This window comes from Pseudomonas sp. TH32, assembly GCF_016650855.1.
In the GTDB taxonomy this organism is placed as follows: domain Bacteria; phylum Pseudomonadota; class Gammaproteobacteria; order Pseudomonadales; family Pseudomonadaceae; genus Aquipseudomonas.
Window position 1 is genome coordinate 1343939 of record NZ_JAEKFA010000002.1, and the last position, 16337, is coordinate 1360275.

The 16337-nt window shown below is 62.6% G+C and carries 12 protein-coding genes and 3 pseudogenes; 8 read left to right on the forward strand and 7 right to left on the reverse strand.

From position 1 onward, the window contains the following. Nucleotides 1-13 precede the first annotated feature (13 nt). The 3 genes and pseudogenes from tssM (at nucleotide 14) to JFV30_RS09890 (ending at nucleotide 5001) form a co-directional block, all read left to right on the forward strand. A pseudogene (gene tssM, locus JFV30_RS09880) lies at nucleotides 14-3402 on the forward strand (type VI secretion system membrane subunit TssM). After that, nucleotides 3399-4126: pseudogene (locus JFV30_RS09885) on the forward strand (PP2C family protein-serine/threonine phosphatase). Before tssM ends, JFV30_RS09885 begins: the two co-directional pseudogenes overlap by 4 nt. After that, entirely contained in the window at nucleotides 4123-5001 is an 879-nt protein-coding gene (locus tag JFV30_RS09890; RefSeq protein WP_201123390.1) for a protein kinase domain-containing protein, read from the forward strand. Before JFV30_RS09885 ends, JFV30_RS09890 begins: the two are co-directional and overlap by 4 nt. Here JFV30_RS09890 and JFV30_RS09895 read toward each other — a convergent pair. Both JFV30_RS09895 and JFV30_RS09900 read right to left on the reverse strand, forming a co-directional pair. Further along, complete coding sequence (locus tag JFV30_RS09895) at nucleotides 4998-5327, reverse strand: DUF6388 family protein (RefSeq protein WP_010173290.1); 330 nt, start codon at nucleotides 5325-5327, stop codon at nucleotides 4998-5000. The genes JFV30_RS09890 and JFV30_RS09895 overlap by 4 nt on opposite strands. A 24-nt stretch (nucleotides 5328-5351) precedes the next feature. Continuing rightward, complete coding sequence (locus JFV30_RS09900; protein ID WP_201123391.1) at nucleotides 5352-6668, reverse strand: serine hydrolase domain-containing protein; 1317 nt, start codon at nucleotides 6666-6668, stop codon at nucleotides 5352-5354. Between the two features lie 233 nt (nucleotides 6669-6901). Here JFV30_RS09900 and JFV30_RS09905 point away from each other — a divergent pair. After that, nucleotides 6902-8994: pseudogene (locus JFV30_RS09905) on the forward strand (PTS sugar transporter subunit IIC/EAL domain-containing protein). Here JFV30_RS09905 and JFV30_RS09910 read toward each other — a convergent pair. Next, a complete protein-coding gene (locus tag JFV30_RS09910) occupies nucleotides 8972-9838 on the reverse strand; it encodes a LysR family transcriptional regulator (protein ID WP_201123393.1) in 867 nt (288 codons plus the stop codon). The pseudogene JFV30_RS09905 and the gene JFV30_RS09910 sit on opposite strands and share 23 nt — an antisense overlap. A gap of 92 nt (nucleotides 9839-9930) precedes the next feature. On the opposite strand from JFV30_RS09910, the gene JFV30_RS09915 reads away from it, so the two are divergent. Beyond that, on the forward strand, nucleotides 9931-10485 hold the full coding sequence (locus JFV30_RS09915; RefSeq protein WP_201126159.1) for a DUF4865 family protein: 555 nt from the start codon (nucleotides 9931-9933) through the stop codon (nucleotides 10483-10485). Nucleotides 10486-10525: 40 nt separating this feature from the next. Here the strand turns inward: JFV30_RS09915 and JFV30_RS09920 are convergent, their stop codons facing one another. Next, the gene (locus tag JFV30_RS09920) at nucleotides 10526-11254 is read right to left on the reverse strand and encodes a CbtA family protein (RefSeq protein WP_201123395.1); all 729 of its coding nucleotides are present in this window, start codon (nucleotides 11252-11254) and stop codon (nucleotides 10526-10528) included. Nucleotides 11255-11269: 15 nt separating this feature from the next. Further along, nucleotides 11270-11482: a CbtB domain-containing protein gene (locus JFV30_RS09925; protein WP_169388061.1), complete on the reverse strand. Its 213-nt coding sequence runs from the start codon at nucleotides 11480-11482 to the stop codon at nucleotides 11270-11272. Between the two features lie 198 nt (nucleotides 11483-11680). Here JFV30_RS09925 and JFV30_RS09930 point away from each other — a divergent pair, with 198 nt between their 5' ends. From JFV30_RS09930 to JFV30_RS09940, 3 genes are read left to right on the forward strand one after another with little or no spacing between them, the layout of a single operon-like run. After that, nucleotides 11681-12244 carry a histidine phosphatase family protein gene (locus tag JFV30_RS09930; RefSeq protein ID WP_201123397.1) on the forward strand — a complete coding sequence of 188 codons (564 nt, stop codon included), beginning with the start codon at nucleotides 11681-11683 and terminating at the stop codon, nucleotides 12242-12244. A gap of 58 nt (nucleotides 12245-12302) precedes the next feature. Then, nucleotides 12303-13058 (forward strand): precorrin-6A synthase (deacetylating), encoded by a 756-nt coding sequence (gene cobF / locus JFV30_RS09935; protein ID WP_010173273.1) that lies wholly within the window; start codon nucleotides 12303-12305, stop codon nucleotides 13056-13058. Nucleotides 13059-13070: 12 nt separating this feature from the next. After that, nucleotides 13071-13790 (forward strand): alpha/beta hydrolase, encoded by a 720-nt coding sequence (locus JFV30_RS09940; RefSeq protein WP_201123399.1) that lies wholly within the window; start codon nucleotides 13071-13073, stop codon nucleotides 13788-13790. Between the two features lie 10 nt (nucleotides 13791-13800). Here JFV30_RS09940 and JFV30_RS09945 read toward each other — a convergent pair whose 3' ends face one another. Both JFV30_RS09945 and JFV30_RS09950 read right to left on the reverse strand, forming a co-directional pair. Next, the gene (locus JFV30_RS09945) at nucleotides 13801-14379 is read right to left on the reverse strand and encodes a hypothetical protein (protein WP_201123401.1); all 579 of its coding nucleotides are present in this window, start codon (nucleotides 14377-14379) and stop codon (nucleotides 13801-13803) included. 72 nt (nucleotides 14380-14451) lie between these two features. Continuing rightward, on the reverse strand, nucleotides 14452-16260 hold the full coding sequence (locus JFV30_RS09950) for a monovalent cation:proton antiporter-2 (CPA2) family protein (protein ID WP_201123403.1): 1809 nt from the start codon (nucleotides 16258-16260) through the stop codon (nucleotides 14452-14454). Nucleotides 16261-16337 lie beyond the last annotated feature (77 nt).

Consider the following 16337-nt stretch of genomic DNA (forward strand, 5'->3'; position numbering starts at 1 on the left):
CAGGGAGCAACTCATGAACGCATTCTTCCGGAACGCGGGCACCGTGCTGGGCAGGATTTGGGTCTGGAGCCTGTTGCTGGTGCTCGCGGTCGCGATGATCGTGTGGTTCTTCGGGCCATTGCTGGCGGTCGATGATTATCGATTCTGGCAAACGGCAGCGGCGCGCCTGCTGACGCTCAGCGCGCTGTTTTTGCTATGGGGCCTGGGGATGGTGTATGCCAATTGGCGCAGCACGGCCCGGCAAGGAACCGTCGACAATGTTGAACTGCGCCCGCGTAAAGGGCTGGTCGAGAGCGAGCAGCGGCATCTGCGCGGTCTTTTCAAGGACGCGCTGTACACCCTGAAAAACTCGAGCATTTACGGCGAGCGCAGCCCGCGTTGGCGCAATGCGTTGCCGTGGTACCTGCTGATCGGCAAGGAAGGCAGCGGCAAATCCCGAATGTTGGCCGCCAGTGGATTGCAATTGCTCCCGGATCGGGGCGGGTCGACGGCGACGACAGACGTCGGTGGCACCGGTTACGGTGAGTGGCATTTCACCGAAGACGGCGTGTTGCTCGACACTGCTGGCCGCTACCTCACCCAGCCCGACGGCAGTGTGGATGGCGCAGGCTGGTCGACCCTGCTGGGCCTGCTCAAGGCGCGTCGCCGAACGCGCCCGCTGAATGGCGTGGTGGTGGCGCTGTCCATGGACACACTGCTCCATGGCAGCGAGCGTGATCTGGAGAAGGAGGCGCGGGCGGTCCAAAGTCGGCTGCAGGAAATCCGGCACACGTTGCATGTGGATTTGCCGATCTATCTGGTGGTGACCCAGGCCGACCGTCTGCCGGGGTTTGCGGAGTTCTTCGAGCATCCACTGGGGGAGGGCAGTGACGCGGTGCTCGGCGAATATATCGTCCCGGGCAAAGCCGGTATTGAGAACGGCCAGGTCCGCCAGGCGTTCGAGGCGCTGCTGCAGCGTTTGAGCGGTGAACTTGTACAGCGTCTGCACCAGGAGCGTAACAGCGACCGGCGCGGCCGAATGCTCGATTTCCCTCATCAGGCGGCCCGGATTGGTGAGCGTCTCAGCCTGTATATCGAATTGGCCTTTTGCGGCCCGGGTTATCAGCGCACCAACGGATTTCGTGGCTTCTACTTCACCAGTGCGGGCGGTAGCCCACAGGCGCTGGAACCTCGGCTGCGTTTTATCCAGGGCCTGTTCAGCCGGGTGATTCTGGCTGAAGCGGATCTGGCGGGCCTCGACAGCCTGGAGCGGCGTCGGATTCGCTGGCGCCAGGGGCTGATGGCGCTGAGTGCGTTAGTGGTTGTCGGGACGGCGGGACTGCTTTGGAGCCACAGTTACTCCTCCAATCATCAACGTCTGGAACAACTGCAGGGTCTGGTGCACCCACCCACGACCGCGCAGCCCGGCCTGGACGCTACCCTGGCACTCTTGCCTCTGCTGGACAGCCGCCTGGCGGCCACACAGGTTTTCCCTGCCCAGGGTGAGGCCTGGCTGGCTGAGCGGATGGGTTTGTATCAGGGCAATATCACCCGCCCCGTACTGGAACAGGCCTATGAGCAGGCGCTGGGTCAGTTACTGCTGTCCCAGGTCAGCGAGATGCTGCAAGAGCAGGTTCGGGGCAGCCTGGACGATCGTGAGCGGTTGGTGGACAACCTTCGTGCGTACCTGATGCTCAACCTGCGAGAGCGCCGGGATGTCGGCTGGCTGCGTGAGCGGGTGGCGGGGCATTGGTCGGTACGGTTTGCCGGCGAGCCCTCTGTGCAAAGTCGTTTGAATGGGCACTTCGCGCGCTTGCTGGAACAGCCCTTCGTGCAGCCGCTCGATGACGAACTGGTGGCCCACGCGCGGCACGTGTTGCGGGGCGAGTCACTGGTCGATGTGGTGTACCGCGTGCTGCGGGAACAAGCCCGCGACCTTGAACCTGTGCGCCTTGCCCACGGGCGGGTATTTGACGGCGGCGACCGTCCCATTCCGGGGTTTTATACCCGCAAGTACTTGCGGCATTTCGAAGAGCAGGGCGGGCGACTGGTGAACGCCATTGTTCAGGACAACTGGGTACTGGGAGAGGGCGCCGACCTGAGCGCCATGGACCTGCAACGGTTGATGGTGGAACTCGAACAGCGCTACTTCAGCGAGTATGCGGATGCCTGGGGCGAGGCACTTGGGCAGATTAGCCTGCGTGAAACTGACAGTTCCAGGCAAGGTACCGAGCAGCTCGCCAGTTTGACGTCGGCCCAGTCACCGTTGTTGCAGTTGTTGCAACAGGTGCGTGACAACACGCGCTTACCGTCGGCCAGTGAGCGCCTGGACGAGCTGGCTGCCAAACTGCCGGGCGCTGTGGCAGAGCGGGTACAGACCGCTGCCGGGCTGGCCAATACGTTGCCCGATACCGCCCGGCGTGCCATGCAACGCCGCTTCGAGGCCTTGCACCAATTGCTGGACAGTCAGCAAAACCCGGGCACCGAGTTGACCGGGATGCTGCAGGCACTCAACGACTTGCACCTGCAGTTGGCGGCCTTGAATCGCGAAGGGGCGCCGGAGCCGGTGGCCTTCGAAATGGTCAAGCGGCGGATCCAGGGGCAGCAGGACGCCCTGGGTAACCTGCGTAACGTTGCCGCACGTTTGCCATTGCCGTTGGCGGGCTGGTTCGAAAGCCTGGCCGACGAACATTGGCGCCGGTTGCTCGACCAGGCCTATCGCCATGTGAACCAGCGTTATCAGAGCGAGGTGTATGGGTTTTACGCCAAGGCGATCAAGCAGCGTTTTCCGTTCGATGCCCATGCCAGCAGCGACGTTTCCCTCAACGATTTTCAGGAGTTCTTCAAGCCGGAAGGGGTGATGGCGCGTTTTTTTGACAGCTACCTGAGGCCGTTTGTCAGCGGTGAGGCAGGGCGCTACAGGCTGCGTAGCCTGGATGGGCGCAGCTTGCCGATATCACGGGCATTGCTCGACCAGCAAGCGAAGGTGCAGGTGATCAGGCGCGGTTTTTTTGCGGATGAGCCGGGTGATTTGCAGGTTCGTTTCACGCTGGCGCCCTACAGCCTGGATTCGTCGGTGAGCCGCGCGGTGTTGCGTTTCGGTGATCAGCAGATGGAGTACCGGCACGGGCCGATTGTGCCCATGGCGATGCAATGGCCAACCGAGGTTGAAAATGGTCGCAGCAGCCTGGTGCTGGAGCGGGCCAGTGAGCGGGCGTTGGGCCTCGAAAAAATACCGGGGCCTGGTCCCTGTTCCGTCTGTTCGACCTGATGCAGAGCGAACCCTCCAGCGGGCAGGATGTGCTGGTCCTCAAGGCGGACCTTGCGGGCTTGCGCGCCAACTACCTGCTGACCAGCCGGCGTACACCCAATCCGTTTCAGATGGCGCAGTGGCGTACCTTCCGCCTGCCGGAGCAGTTGTGAGCCGGCCTCTCGACCGCTGGCACAGCGCAGGCCGAACGGACCGTGGAAAGGTCCGGCTGCGCAATGAGGATGCCTTTCTCGATTGCCCCCGGAACGGGTGCTGGGCCGTCGCGGACGGGATGGGCGGGCATCAGGCGGGGGATATTGCCAGCCAGATGGTGGTCGATAGCCTGGCGTCGTTGCCAGGCCAGGGCAGCCTGGACGAACGCGTCGAGGCAACCCTCCGTTGCCTGCAATGGCTCAACCGGCGGCTGGGCGAGGAGTTAACGTTGGCCGGCCAGGGCGCCGACTGCATCATGGGCAGCACGGTAGTGGCGTTGCTGCTTCAGGGCGACCGCGCCGCGTGTGTCTGGGCGGGTGACAGCCGTTGCTACTTGTGGCGCGGGCAGACGTTGTACCAGCTGTCGCGGGATCATTCGCTGTGCGAGCAGTTGGTTGATCAGCGAGTGAGCCTGGAACAGGCCAGGGCTCATCCTGATGCGCGGGCCTTGACCCGGGCCATCGGCTCGCGGGCTCCTCTGAATCCACAGGTATTGGAACTCGGAACCATGGCGGGGGATGTTTTTCTGGTGTGCAGTGATGGCCTGTACCAGGCGCTTAGCCATTACGAGTTGGGCCAGGCATTGAGCCTGGGAAGCCCGCAGCAGGCGCTGGACCAATTGTTCGCCGGTGTATTACGGGGGCCGCCGCTGACAACCTGACCGCTGTGGTGGTGCAGTCGTGAGCGATGTGACCCACTTTGCCTTTTCCGGGCCACAGGCTACCCCGCCGCGTGACGGCACACCCGAATTGCTGGCCGGGCGCTACCTTATCGAACGTGTGCTGGGGGCTGGCGGCATGGGGGTGGTCTATCGCGCACGGGACCTGCTGCACGAAGAGTTTGGCGAGCCGCGCTCCCGTGTGGCGATCAAGGTGCTGGGTGAAGCCATCCGCGAGTCTGCAGATGCCCATGTGCTGCTTTACAGCGAGTTCGCCCTGACCCGTAGCCTGCGGCATGAGCAAGTGGTGCGTGTGTTTTCGTTTGAAGTGGACGCTCCCTGCCAGATCGCCTTCTTCACCATGGAGTTGCTCCAGGGCATGACCCTGGATCGGTTGCTGCTGGAGTGTCCTGGTGGCTTGCCCTGGCGAGAGCTGCAAAGCATCGCCGTGCAGTTACTGGATGCGCTGCGCCATAGCCATCAGCACGGCGTACTGCACGGGGATGTGAAGCCCGGCAATATCATGGTGGGCGATGGTGGCTTGCGTTTGTTTGATTTCGGCCTGGGCCAGGCTTGCGGGCAGGCTTCAACGGGGGCGCCCGGCTTGAGTCGCAGTCGTTTCAACGCCTGGACGCCCGCATACGCCGCGCCGGAGTTGCTGGCCGGAGGAGCGTTGTCGGCCAGTGCCGACCTGTATGCCGCGGCGTGTGTGCTGTATGAGTTGGCACACGGCCGACGCCAGCCCGCTGAACGTCCGCCCCGGCCCCGGCAATTACCCCGCCGTTGCTGGCCGGCATTACGCACGGCGTTGGCGGTCGACCCCGAAAGGCGGGCCATCACCCTTGATGAGTTACACGAGGTGCTTGGCGATACCCGCGAGGGACTGAGCCGCTGGTTCTAGCCGGGCAGGTCATGCAGTTGGCAATATTCCGTCCAACTCAGGCCTGCCATTTGCGCCACTTCCTTGTGCACCTCAAGGCGCTGGGCCTCGAACTCCGCAGGGGAGTGCGCCGTCAGTTTCAGCGTCAGCTCCCACGCAAACAAGCCTTGCTGCTCGGCTTCAGCCTCAAACGCTTCATGCAGGCGCTCGGCGCGGTACTGCTCGATGGTTTCCCCCTTGGCCTGGGCCGCCAGGGGGTTCAACGTATTCAGTTCTGCGGCCAGGGCCGGGTGCTCGTTCAGGAATCGGTCCAGGGCTAGCTGGTGGTTTTCGCCGGGTTGGGACAAAGGTTTACTCCAGGATAAGAGAGGTCAGTCTGGTTGGGTCATCAAAAAAGCCGCCATGGCCGCATAGGCCGGCAAGGTCACCCCGTCATTGGCCGCATTGCCCGCCACAGGATGTGATGCATAGCGAACAATCACCATTTCAGCCTTGGGGTCAATGTAGATGCTCTGGCCATGTACCCCACGGGCCATGATGGCGCCGTCCGGATTGTGGGTCACCCACCACATGTTGCGATAGCTCCAGCCCTTCAATTGAGCATAGCCGGCTTGGGCGAACGCCTGCTTGTCGCCGCCCTGGCGAATATCCTTCACCACGCTTTCGGGCACGATTTGCTGGCCATTGAAGCGCCCGCCATTGCGCAGCATCTCGGCAAACCGGGCGAGGTCCCGCAGCCCGGTGTTCAGGCCGCCACCGGCAAACGGTGTGCCGATGGAGTCGACGGTGAAGTAGGCGTCCTGTTCGGCGCCGAGCCGGCTCCAGATCCGCTCGCTGAGCAACTGCGCCACGTTGCGCCCGGTCGCGCGGGCGATCACCCAGCCCAGCACGTCGGTATTGACGGTCTTGTAGCCGAAGGCGCGGCCATGTTCGCCACGCTGTTTCACGGTTTGCAGGAACTCGTAGTAGCTGCGCGGCCCAGTGTAATCCTTGGGTTTGGGCAGCGGGTTGCCGGCCTGGGCGTGGGCCCAGACTTCGGCGTTGGGGTCGGCGTAATCTTCGCTGTAGTCCAGGGCAGTGGTCATGTCCAACACCTGGCGCAGGGTGGCGCTGCCAAACGCGGAATGTCCCAGTTCGGGCACGTAGTCGACGATGTTTTTCTGTGGATCAAGGGTGCCATCGGCCACCAGCATCGCGCCCAGGGTACCGATCACCGATTTGGTGACTGACATGGCCGCGTGTTGGCCGTCGTCCTTGAGCACTCCGAAGTAGCGCTCATACACCACCGTGCCGCGATGCATCACCACGATGCCATCGGTGTAGGTGGCGTCCAGGGTCTGGCGCCACGTCAGCGGCTTGGCGGCACCGGCGGGCTGTACGGGAAGTGCGTCGAGCCCGGGGTCGAATTTGCGCGGCAACACCAGCGGCGCCCCCAGCCCTCGGGAGACATTCACCGTGGGCATCAATTGGCGAAAGTGGGCGACACTCCAGCGCATGGCCGGGAAGCGGAAATAGCTGCCGTCTTCAAAGCGCAGGGTGCGGTCTGCCGGCGGTGGTGAGCCGACCATCCATTGCAGCCGGGCCGGGTCGCTGGCCTGGGCATCCGGGAAGGTCGGGGTGGCGGCGCCGGCCAACGGGCTGATCAGGCCGAACAGCGCGCAGGCCATGAGGGGAGAGAATCGCAGCATCAGTCGAGTCCGTTCGAAGAAAGCGTCGTTTTTTACGACAACCAATGCGCCGAAGGATGGGCCAACCCGAGCCAATCGACAAGCAGCAGGCCTATACGGCGATTCTGAATAATTGCCCCTGGGGTGGCAAAAACCTTTCGCTCGCGGTGTCAGGGCGTGTAGCGTTACCCCGTGATAAGGCGACAGCCAGGTGTTATTTTTCGAACCTGGCACCGGCGACCGAGGGACAGGTGATGGCGCAAACGCTGTTCAAGCTTTTCTTCACCCAGCGGCTGGCAGCCCTGGCCAGCACCGAGTCGTTGCGGGCCATACGCGAGGGGCTGTTGTGGATCCTGCCATGCCTGCTGGTATCGGCGGGTTTCCTGATCCTGTCCGAATGCGCCCGGGTGCTGGGTTTCGACCCGCAGGTGGTGGCTTTCCTGGCGGGCCTTCACAACAAGATCAGTTCGGTGATCCCGTTGCTGGTGGCCGCTTCCATCGGTTACATGCTCGCGATTCAATACCGCCTGCCGCAGTTGCCGGTAGCGTTCCTCTGCCTGGCCCATGTAGTGATCGCCACGTTTGTGTTGCGGGATTTCCCCCGCGCCTCCGCGACCTTTGTGTTGTTTATCGCGATTGCCTCGCCGCTGCTCAATGTGCCGGTTATCGCCTGGCTGCACCGGCGGCGCTGGACCCGGTTGGTCAACGAAGACCTGGTGGGGCACAACCTCAAGGGCACCATCAATATGGTGGTGCCGGGGGCGATTACGGCGCTCGGGCTGGTGATCGTGCTGTCGTTGCTGTTGCAGATTCCCCAGGTGGCGCAACTTCAGGGCCCGCAGGTGCTTGACGCACTGCAGTCGCCCTATGGCACCGGCTTGTTTGTGACCCTGATGAATTCGCTGCTGTGGTTTTTTGGCATCCATGGTGTCTACGCCATGCAGCCGTTGTTTGATGTGTTGGACCAGGCCGTGGCGCTCAACAATGCGGCGATGGCGGCGGGCGAACCGATCAAATATGTGTTGAACGGCGGCTTGCTGGGCAGCTTCGCGTTTATCGGTGGCTCCGGCGGTGCGTTGAGCCTGCTGCTGGCGATCCTGGTGTTTCCAGGAGCCAGTCCATGCGATTGGTGGCGATAGCCAGCCTGCCGCTGTCCTTGTTCAATGTCAGTGAAGTGCTGTTGTTTGGCCTGCCGATTATCCTCAACCCACGCCTGTTCATTCCCTTCCTGCTGGTGCCGGCGTTCAACGCGATGCTGGCGATCACGGTGGTGCAACTGGGCTGGGTGTCGCCGGCGGTGGTCAGTGTGCCGTTTACTGCGCCGGTGTTGCTCAACGCTTACCTGAGTACCCATGGCGACCTGGCGGCGGTCGTGCTGCAGGTGCTGTTGCTGGGGGTTGGCACGCTGATTTACGCGCCCTATGTGCGGGCGATTCATCGTCAGGCCACGGAAGGTGGCACGGTGTATTTGAAGTCGCTGGACATGACCTTTCGCGGCCTGGAAGAAAAAGGCCGCTTGCTGGAACTGGACCCGGTGATGGCCTCCCATAAGGCCCAGGCGCGCCAGATTAGCGAGTTGAGCCATATCCAGCAGATCTGCGACTATGAGTTTTACCTCGAATTCCAGCCGCAGGTTTCGACCCGGACCGGGCTCTGCACCGGTTGCGAGGCGTTGATGCGTGCCCGGGACGCCGAAGGTACGGTGCATTCGCCCTGGGAGTTCCTGCAATGGCTGGCCCACGCCAGGCTGATGCCCGACGTGGATGTGTGGGTGGCGTCCCAGGCGGTGCGCCAGTACCAGAAGTGGCAGAAGGTCGGCTTCGGGTTGCCGATGACGATCAATATTTCCAGCGCCACCCTCACCACCCCGGCGTACGGTGACCGGCTGGTGGAGATACTGGCCCAGGCCCACGGGCAGGTGTCGGTGGAAATCACCGAGGATGCGTTGGTGGGGGATATCCAGGGCACGCGGCAGATGATCGAGAAGCTGCAGGCGATTGGCGCCAAGGTGTACATCGATGACTTCGGCACCGGGTTTTCGGCGTTGAGTTATTTGCACCAGTTTCCGGTGGATTTCATCAAGATCGACCGCAGTTTTGTGGTGGCCCAGCATGATCCAAAGGGCGCCCAGGTGTTAACCGGGATGTTGCGGTTTTGTGAGGCGCTGAACCTCGGCGTGGTGGTCGAAGGTGTGGAAACGGCCGAGCAGTTGGCGTTTCTGCAGTCGGGCTCGGAGTTGATCATCCAGGGCTGGTATTTCAGCAAGGCGCTGCCGGGAGATGAACTGGAGCAGTTCGTGCGCGGGCGGTACACCCAGATGCAGTCTAGCGCTCCAGAACCCCTCTGAAGGTTGCACTCAAGGCCCGCAATGTCTCGCGGGAGCGGCCATCACTGATCCGGCTGTGCAGCACGATTTCACTGACGGGCAATGCCGGTAATCCATACTGTTCACTCACATCCACAGCGCCCGCCGGCGCCACCCGCCGGGCCAGCGCCGCCACGCCCAAGCCGGCGCTGACTGCTGCCCCCACGGCCATGACCCCACCGCCGACAAACACTTCGGTCCAGTCAATGCGCGCCTCATCCAGTGCGCGTACTGCCAGGTGCCGCACGCCGCAGGGCGAGGCCATGGTTGCCATGCGCAACGGTGTGCCGGGTGTGTGCTGCCAGATGGGTGCGGCAAACCAGCCAAAACGTTCCACCACCAACACTTCAGCGTCCTGGCGATCGCCTTCGTTGCGCACGATCACTGCGTCCAGTTCGTTGCGGTCAAACGCCGCGACCAGGTCCCGGGAGGAGGCAATCCGCACCTCCAGAATCACCAGCGGGTCATACGCCGCCAGGCGGCTGAGCCACAGCGGCAGGTCCGGTCCGGCCACATGGTCGCTGATGCCGATCACCAGCCGTCGCGGTGCACCGTTGCCCATGTCGCCCAAGGCGCGCTCATGCGCATTGAGCAGCGCACGGGCGGCCACGATGAACTGCTCGCCCTGGGGCGACAGCTTCACGTGCCGGGGCGTACGCACCAACAGGCGGTAACCGAGGCGGTCTTCCAGGCGCTTGAGCTTGAGGCTGATGGCTGCCTGTGAGGTGTCCAGGGCCTGGGCCGCGCGGGTGAAACTGGCGAAATCGGCCACCAGTACAAAGGCGTGCACCGTGTCGATATCCAGGGGCTTTAGTGCGTCGGTCATTTCAAATCCTTATCACACTTATATCCGGTGATATCTTGATGAAATCATGGCCGTTGCGCAAGCTGGCCACTCATCTGAACAGGAGCGCCATGATGTTTGCCAAACAGTATTCACACCGCTTGCCAGCCGATTACGACATGGGTGTCATCCGTGAGCGGGCCGCCCGCCTGGGGCCGTTGTGGGATCACGCCGAGGGTTTGCTGTTCAAGGCGTTTATCGCCCAGACCCGGGGGCAGGCGCCGGGCAAGGGCAACCTGTATTCGTCGGTCTATCTCTGGTCGGACCCGTTGCAGGCCGCGGACTTTCTGCTCGGCGAGCGTTTTCAGAAAGTCCTCGACAGTTTTGGCCAGCCACACATTGAGTCCTGGCTGCCGCTGGATGTGCAGCGTGGGCCGGCGCACAACGCCTTGAGCCTGTATCGGGAGGAATGGGCGCTGGCGCCGGGGGCGGACCGTGGGCAAGTCCTGGCCGCAGAAAAGGCCCGCAATCAGCAGATCGCAGACAGCGGCGATAACTTCGCGGTGTTCCTCGCGCTTGATGTACAGGCGTGGAAACTGGTGCGGATCACCTTGTCGGGCAAGGCGCTGGATGTGAGCCATCCGGGCAGTGGCTACGAGGTGTTTTACCTGGCACGACCAGGGGTGTGATTGCCGGTAGCCGCCGATCCGTCGGCGGCTACTGGTGCCATCAGGAGTTGAGACGCGCCTGAGGCTGGCTCAACGTGCGCTCGGCCACGGCGCCGAACACCAGGCCCAGGGTGGTCCACAGCACCAGTTGAATCCCCAGGGAGGCCACGCGGAATTTCCACAGCAACACCGCCGAGAACTGCTCAGGCACTTCATTGATGGTCGGGAACACACTGCCGGCCACCGACACGATCACGACGTACAGTGCCACACCCAGAATGGCGCCGGCCCACACGCCACGGCTGGCAATCAACTTGCGTGCGGCGTTGATCGCAATCACGGCGGTCGCCACCGACACCAGCAGCATCAGGAAGAACAGTTTGGTACGTTGCGCGATGGTCGCCGGGTCGCCCACCGACGGCGGGTTGGCCGGGTACTTCAGCCCCGGCACCACGATGATCGTCACAAACGCCGCCAACGCCAGCAGCGCCGCCAGGCCACGGGGGCCGACCCGGCCAATGCGGCCCAGGGAGTAGGCGAACACCAGGGCGAAAATGCCGCCCAGGGAGACGCTGTACACCACCACACCGGTGAACAGGCCGAAGGTGCTTTGTACGTCGCGACTCACCAGCTCTTCTTCCGGCGCGTCGCCGTGCATCTGTGCCATCTGATCTTCGAAGGCGATGGCCTTGTCGATCTGCGGTTCACCAAAGGTCTTGGCGAAACCAAACGCCAGGATCCCGGCCAGCAAGCCCACCAGCATCCCGCGAACGAGTAAATGCCCTGTCATGTCGTCACGCTCCAATCAATGGCAGGGGAAACCCAGCAGGTGACGACCGTCATGCACAAACTCATGCACGTACATGCCCTTGAACACGGCGGTTGCGCCTTGCTCGGCGCCAACGAAGTAAATCGCCAGCAACAGCAGCAGCCCGCCGAAGATCGCCCAAGGCAGGATTTCGCCCAGGGGAATGGACGGGATGGAAACGTCGGAATCAGTTGCAGCGGTATAAGCCATGAAAACCTCCAGGGATGACGCGTCCCGAAATGGATAGCGAGTTGGCTGAAACAGGGTCTGGCTTACGGCTATAAGGCCGAATACAGTGGCGCGACCGCGCCGGCATTGAACCGGCTTCCTGTTGCAGAATTTTTGAAACATATTGAAACAATTTCGCAAGTCTACGCTGACTGCACCTTAAAACCAGAGCGATTTGTCATGCAGGCTACCCGTTTGACCCTTATTGCCCACGCCAGCACCCGCGCCCAGAAACAGGCACGCTTTGCGCTGGATGAGTCGGTGGAGATGGACTGGCAGCAGGCGCCGTTGTCCCTCGCGCAGCGCTTCAAGCGTGCGCCCCAGGTGCTGTGTGGCCCGGAGGCGCGAACCCGGCAGACGGCGACGCTGTTTGCGGCCGATGCGTCGGTTGAAACAGCCCTGCGCGATTGCGATTTCGGTCGTTGGCAAGGGCTTGCCATTGATGAAGTCCAGCAGGCCGAACCCGAGGCACTGCAGGCCTGGTTGACCGACAGCACCTCGGCGCCCCATGGCGGCGAATCAGTGGCGCAGCTGTGTGAACGGGTAGGGCAGTGGTTGCAGTCCCTTGAGCAAACGCCGGGGCATGTGCTGGCCGTGACCCATCCGTTTGTCATCCGCGCAGCGCTGTTGCACGTGATGCAATGCCCGCCGTCGCAGTTCAACCTGATCGACGTCGAGCCGCTGTCATCCACCGAGTTGCGCTTCAACGGTCGTTGGCGCCTGCGCCTGGAAACTCACGCCTGACGCTCCGAACATGGCAAAATCCGCTCCCCGCACCGAGAACACCCATGAAGACTTTCCCATGAAACGCATCCTGATCATCGGCATTGGCGCCGGCAACCCCGACTACATCACGATGCAGGCGGTCAAGGCGCTCAACCGCACCGACGTGTTTTTCCTGATGGACAAGGGCCAGAGCAAGGACAAGCTGATCGACCTGCGCCGGGAAATCTGCGAGACCTACATCACCGATCATGCCTACCGCTTTGTCGAGGCCGATTGCCCCGAGCGGGTGCGCGGTGACATCGACTACACCACCGCCGTCAAGGACCTGAACCGCGACAAGCAGCAGACCTTCGAGCGGATGATCAATGAAGAAATGGCTGACGGCGAAGTCGGCGCCTTCCTGGCCTGGGGCGACCCGGCGCTGTACGACAGCACCATCCGTATCCTGCAGGCGATTCTGGCCAGTGGCAGTTGTGTGTTCGAGTTTGAGGTGATCCCCGGGATTACCAGCGTCCAGGCCCTGGCAGCGCAGCACAAAGTGCCGTTGAACCGCATCGGCCGCTCCATCGAAATCACCACCGGGCGCCGGTTGGCGGCGGGGCAGGCGAGTGATGCCGACACCCTGGTTGTCATGCTCGATGCCGAAGATTCCTACCGCACCGTGGCCGACCAGGACCTGGATATCTACTGGGGCGCCTACCTGGGCACACCGGACGAAATCCTGATCAGCGGCAAAGTGGCCGAGGTGGCCGAAGAAATCGAACGGGTGCGCAAGGCGGCGCGCCAGGCCAATGGCTGGATCATGGATACTTATTTGTTGCGCAAACCCTGAAGGTTGATGCCCATGCTCAAACTGATCGCCCTCACCTTGGCGCTGTTTACCAGCGCTGCCCATGCCGAAGCTGAATTGCACACGGACTTGCCGCTGCCGTATCTGGAACAGACCCAAAGCGATGCGCGCAACGAGCCGCTGGTGATCTTCCTGCATGGTTATGGCAGTGACGAGGCGGACTTGTTCGGGCTCAAGGACCGCTTGCCGTCGACCTGGACCTACCTGTCTGCGCGGGCACCGATGCCGGTAGAGGGCGGTGGTTATCGCTGGTTTCGCAAGAAGCCGGGCGATGGCGATTTTGATGGCGAGATCGCCGATTTGCAGAGCAGCGCCAAGCTGATCGAAGACTTCGTCGCCCGGGCCACCACCAAGTACCACACCCAACCTGAGCGGGTGTTTCTGGTGGGCTTCAGCCAGGGGGCGATCATGTCTTACGAAGTGGGGCTACGGCATCCCGAAACCCTGCGCGGGATTGCGGCGTTGAGTGGCAGCGTGCTGCCGGTGCTCAAGGCTGAGCTAAAGCCGGACGAGCGTCTGGGCAAGCTGGCGATTTTCATCGGCCACGGGACGCTGGACCAGGCGCTGCCTTACTACTCGGCCACGCAGGCCAATGAGGCGCTGCGGGGGATTGGCCTCACGCCGGAATTCCACGGCTACCCGGGAATGATTCATACCGTCGGTGAGGCGGAATTGCTGGACTTGAAGCAGTGGCTGGAAAACAGCCTGCGCTGAGTCCCGCGATTCATTTACCGCCGATAATCTGCTTCACCAACAGTGCATGGCCTTTCTCGTCATCCGCCCGGGAAATGGCCTGCACCACCAACTGGTGGCTGCCGGAGCCCGTGAGGAATGTGGAGCTCAGGGTCTTGCCGCCGCCCATGGTCGCGGTGCTGTCGACCTGGCGCAGGGCCAGGCCCTTGACGGTGAGTTTCTTCTCGGCGCCTTTCTTGAAGTCTGGCAGGGCAGCGCTTTGCTCCTTGACGAAATCCGCCACGGCACCGTCGAGGAACTGCGGGTCATTGTCCTTGATCAGGCCGGCAGCGCTCGGTTTTTCGACGACAAAGATCACGCTTTTAGTGGCCTGGTCGCTGTACATCGTACCGGTGGCGCCTGCGGTGCCGTGCTCGGCATCACCGGCCGGCAGTGGGTCGGCCAGGTAGGACTTGGGCAGGTTGAAGCTGAACTTGCCGTCCAGGGTGGAGACGGTCTGGGTGGCGGTTTTCTGCGCGGCCGGCTTGCTGGCGGCGAGGACTTGGCTGGCGCCGAAGCCGGCGGCCAGCGCGAGGGCCAAGAGGGCTGCGGTCTTGCTGAGGGTGGCCATGAAGCTCTCCAGGGATGAACGAAATTGCGCCGTATTCTGTCAGAATTTTCGCAAGATCGTTCATCTCCGTCCTTACACCTTGTCGGACTCCTCCTCGAGTCGGTCCATCTCAAACAACCGCGCCAATTCCGTCCGGGCTTCCTGGGCCGACTGCATCACCTTGGCCGCGTCGTCATACACCGCGTGTTGCGCTGCCAGCAGCTGCAGGTCATGGTTTTTGAAGCGGCTGATGCGCGCGTCGGCCTGGGCTTGGGTCAAGCCAAGGCCCACCAGGGTGCGGCGGCTCATTTCCAGGCTGGAGTAAAACGTCTCGCGCACCGGTGACGCGTCGAGGTCCACCAGGCGGTGCACGTGCTGGCGGTTACGGGCGCGGGCGATGATTTTCATGTGCGGGTAGAGGTTGCGCACCAGCTCGGCGGTCTTGATGTTGATTTCGGGGTCGTCCATGGCGATGACGAAAAACTCGGCCTGGTCGACCTTCGCCGCGTGGAGGATTTCCGGGCGCTGGGGGTCGCCATAGAACACCGGCATGCCGCCGAAACTGCGGGTCAGCTCGATGGTTTCCACCGAGGTGTCGAGGGCGATAAACGAGATGTTTTGTGCCCGCAGGATTCGCGCCACGATCTGCCCCATACGGCCCATCCCGGCGATCACCACCCGTGGCGAATCGCTTTCGATGGCGCGGTATTCCTCGGGCACTTCCACAGGCTTGACCTTGGGCTTGAACAGCTTCGGGCAGAGCAACAGCAGTAACGGCGTAACGGCCATGGACAAGGTGATGGTCAGCACCAGGATGTCGTAGAGGTGCGGCTCGAACAGGCCCTGGTCGCGGCCGATCTTGAACACCACGAAGGCGAACTCACCGCCGGCTGCCAGCACCACGCCCAGGCGCAATGCGTTTTCACGGTTCAGGTCACCGGCAAGACGCCCCACGCAAAACAGCAGCGGCAGCTTGATGGCGATCAGCAGCAGGGTCAGCCCCAGCACGATCACCGGCGCGCTGAACAGCAGGCTGATATTGGCGCCCATGCCCACGCTGATAAAAAACAGGCCGAGCAGCAGGCCCTTGAACGGTTCGATTTGCGACTCCAGCTCATGCCGGTATTCGGAGTCTGCCAGCAGCAGCCCGGCAAGGAACGCGCCGAGGGCCATGGAGACGCCCACCAGTTCCATCAGCCAGGCCGTGCCAATCACTACCAGCAACGCGGTGGCGGTGGACACTTCCCGCAGGCCGGTCTTGGCCACGATGCGAAAGACCGGACGCAACAGATAACGCCCGCCGATGATCACCACCGCGATGCTGGCCAGCACCTGCAGGCCGTGCTCCAGCCCCTGGGAGGCGGTGGTGGGGTGATCGCTGCCCGCGAGCAACGGCACCATGGCGATCAGCGGGATGGCCGCGATGTCCTGGAACAACAGAATGGCAAAGGCCAGGCGCCCGTGGGGCTGGTTGAGTTCCTTGCGCTCGGCCAGGCTCTGCAGGCCAAACGCGGTGGAGGAAAGCGCCAGGCCAAGGCCCAGCACAATCGCACTGTTCCAGGATTGGCCAAACACAAACAGCGCCACCACGCCGATCACTGTACCCGTCAGCATCACCTGCGCCAGGCCCACGCCGAACACCGCCTTGCGCATCACCCACAAGCGTTTCGGTGACAACTCCAGGCCAATGATGAACAGCAGCAACACCACCCCCAGCTCGGAAAACTGGCTGACGCTTTGCGGATTACCCACCAGGCCCAGCACTGACGGGCCGATGATCACCCCGGCCAGCAAGTAACCCAGCACGGCGCCCAGTTGCAGGCGCTTGGCCAGGGGCACGGTCAGTACGGCGGCAAGCAGGAACACAACCGCCGCTTGTAACAGGTTGCCTTCATGGGGCATTGGGGACTCCAGGATCTTTTTGCTGAATCAACAGGTTTTACCGTAGGAGCAGGCTAGCTCGCGATGATCGTTAACGA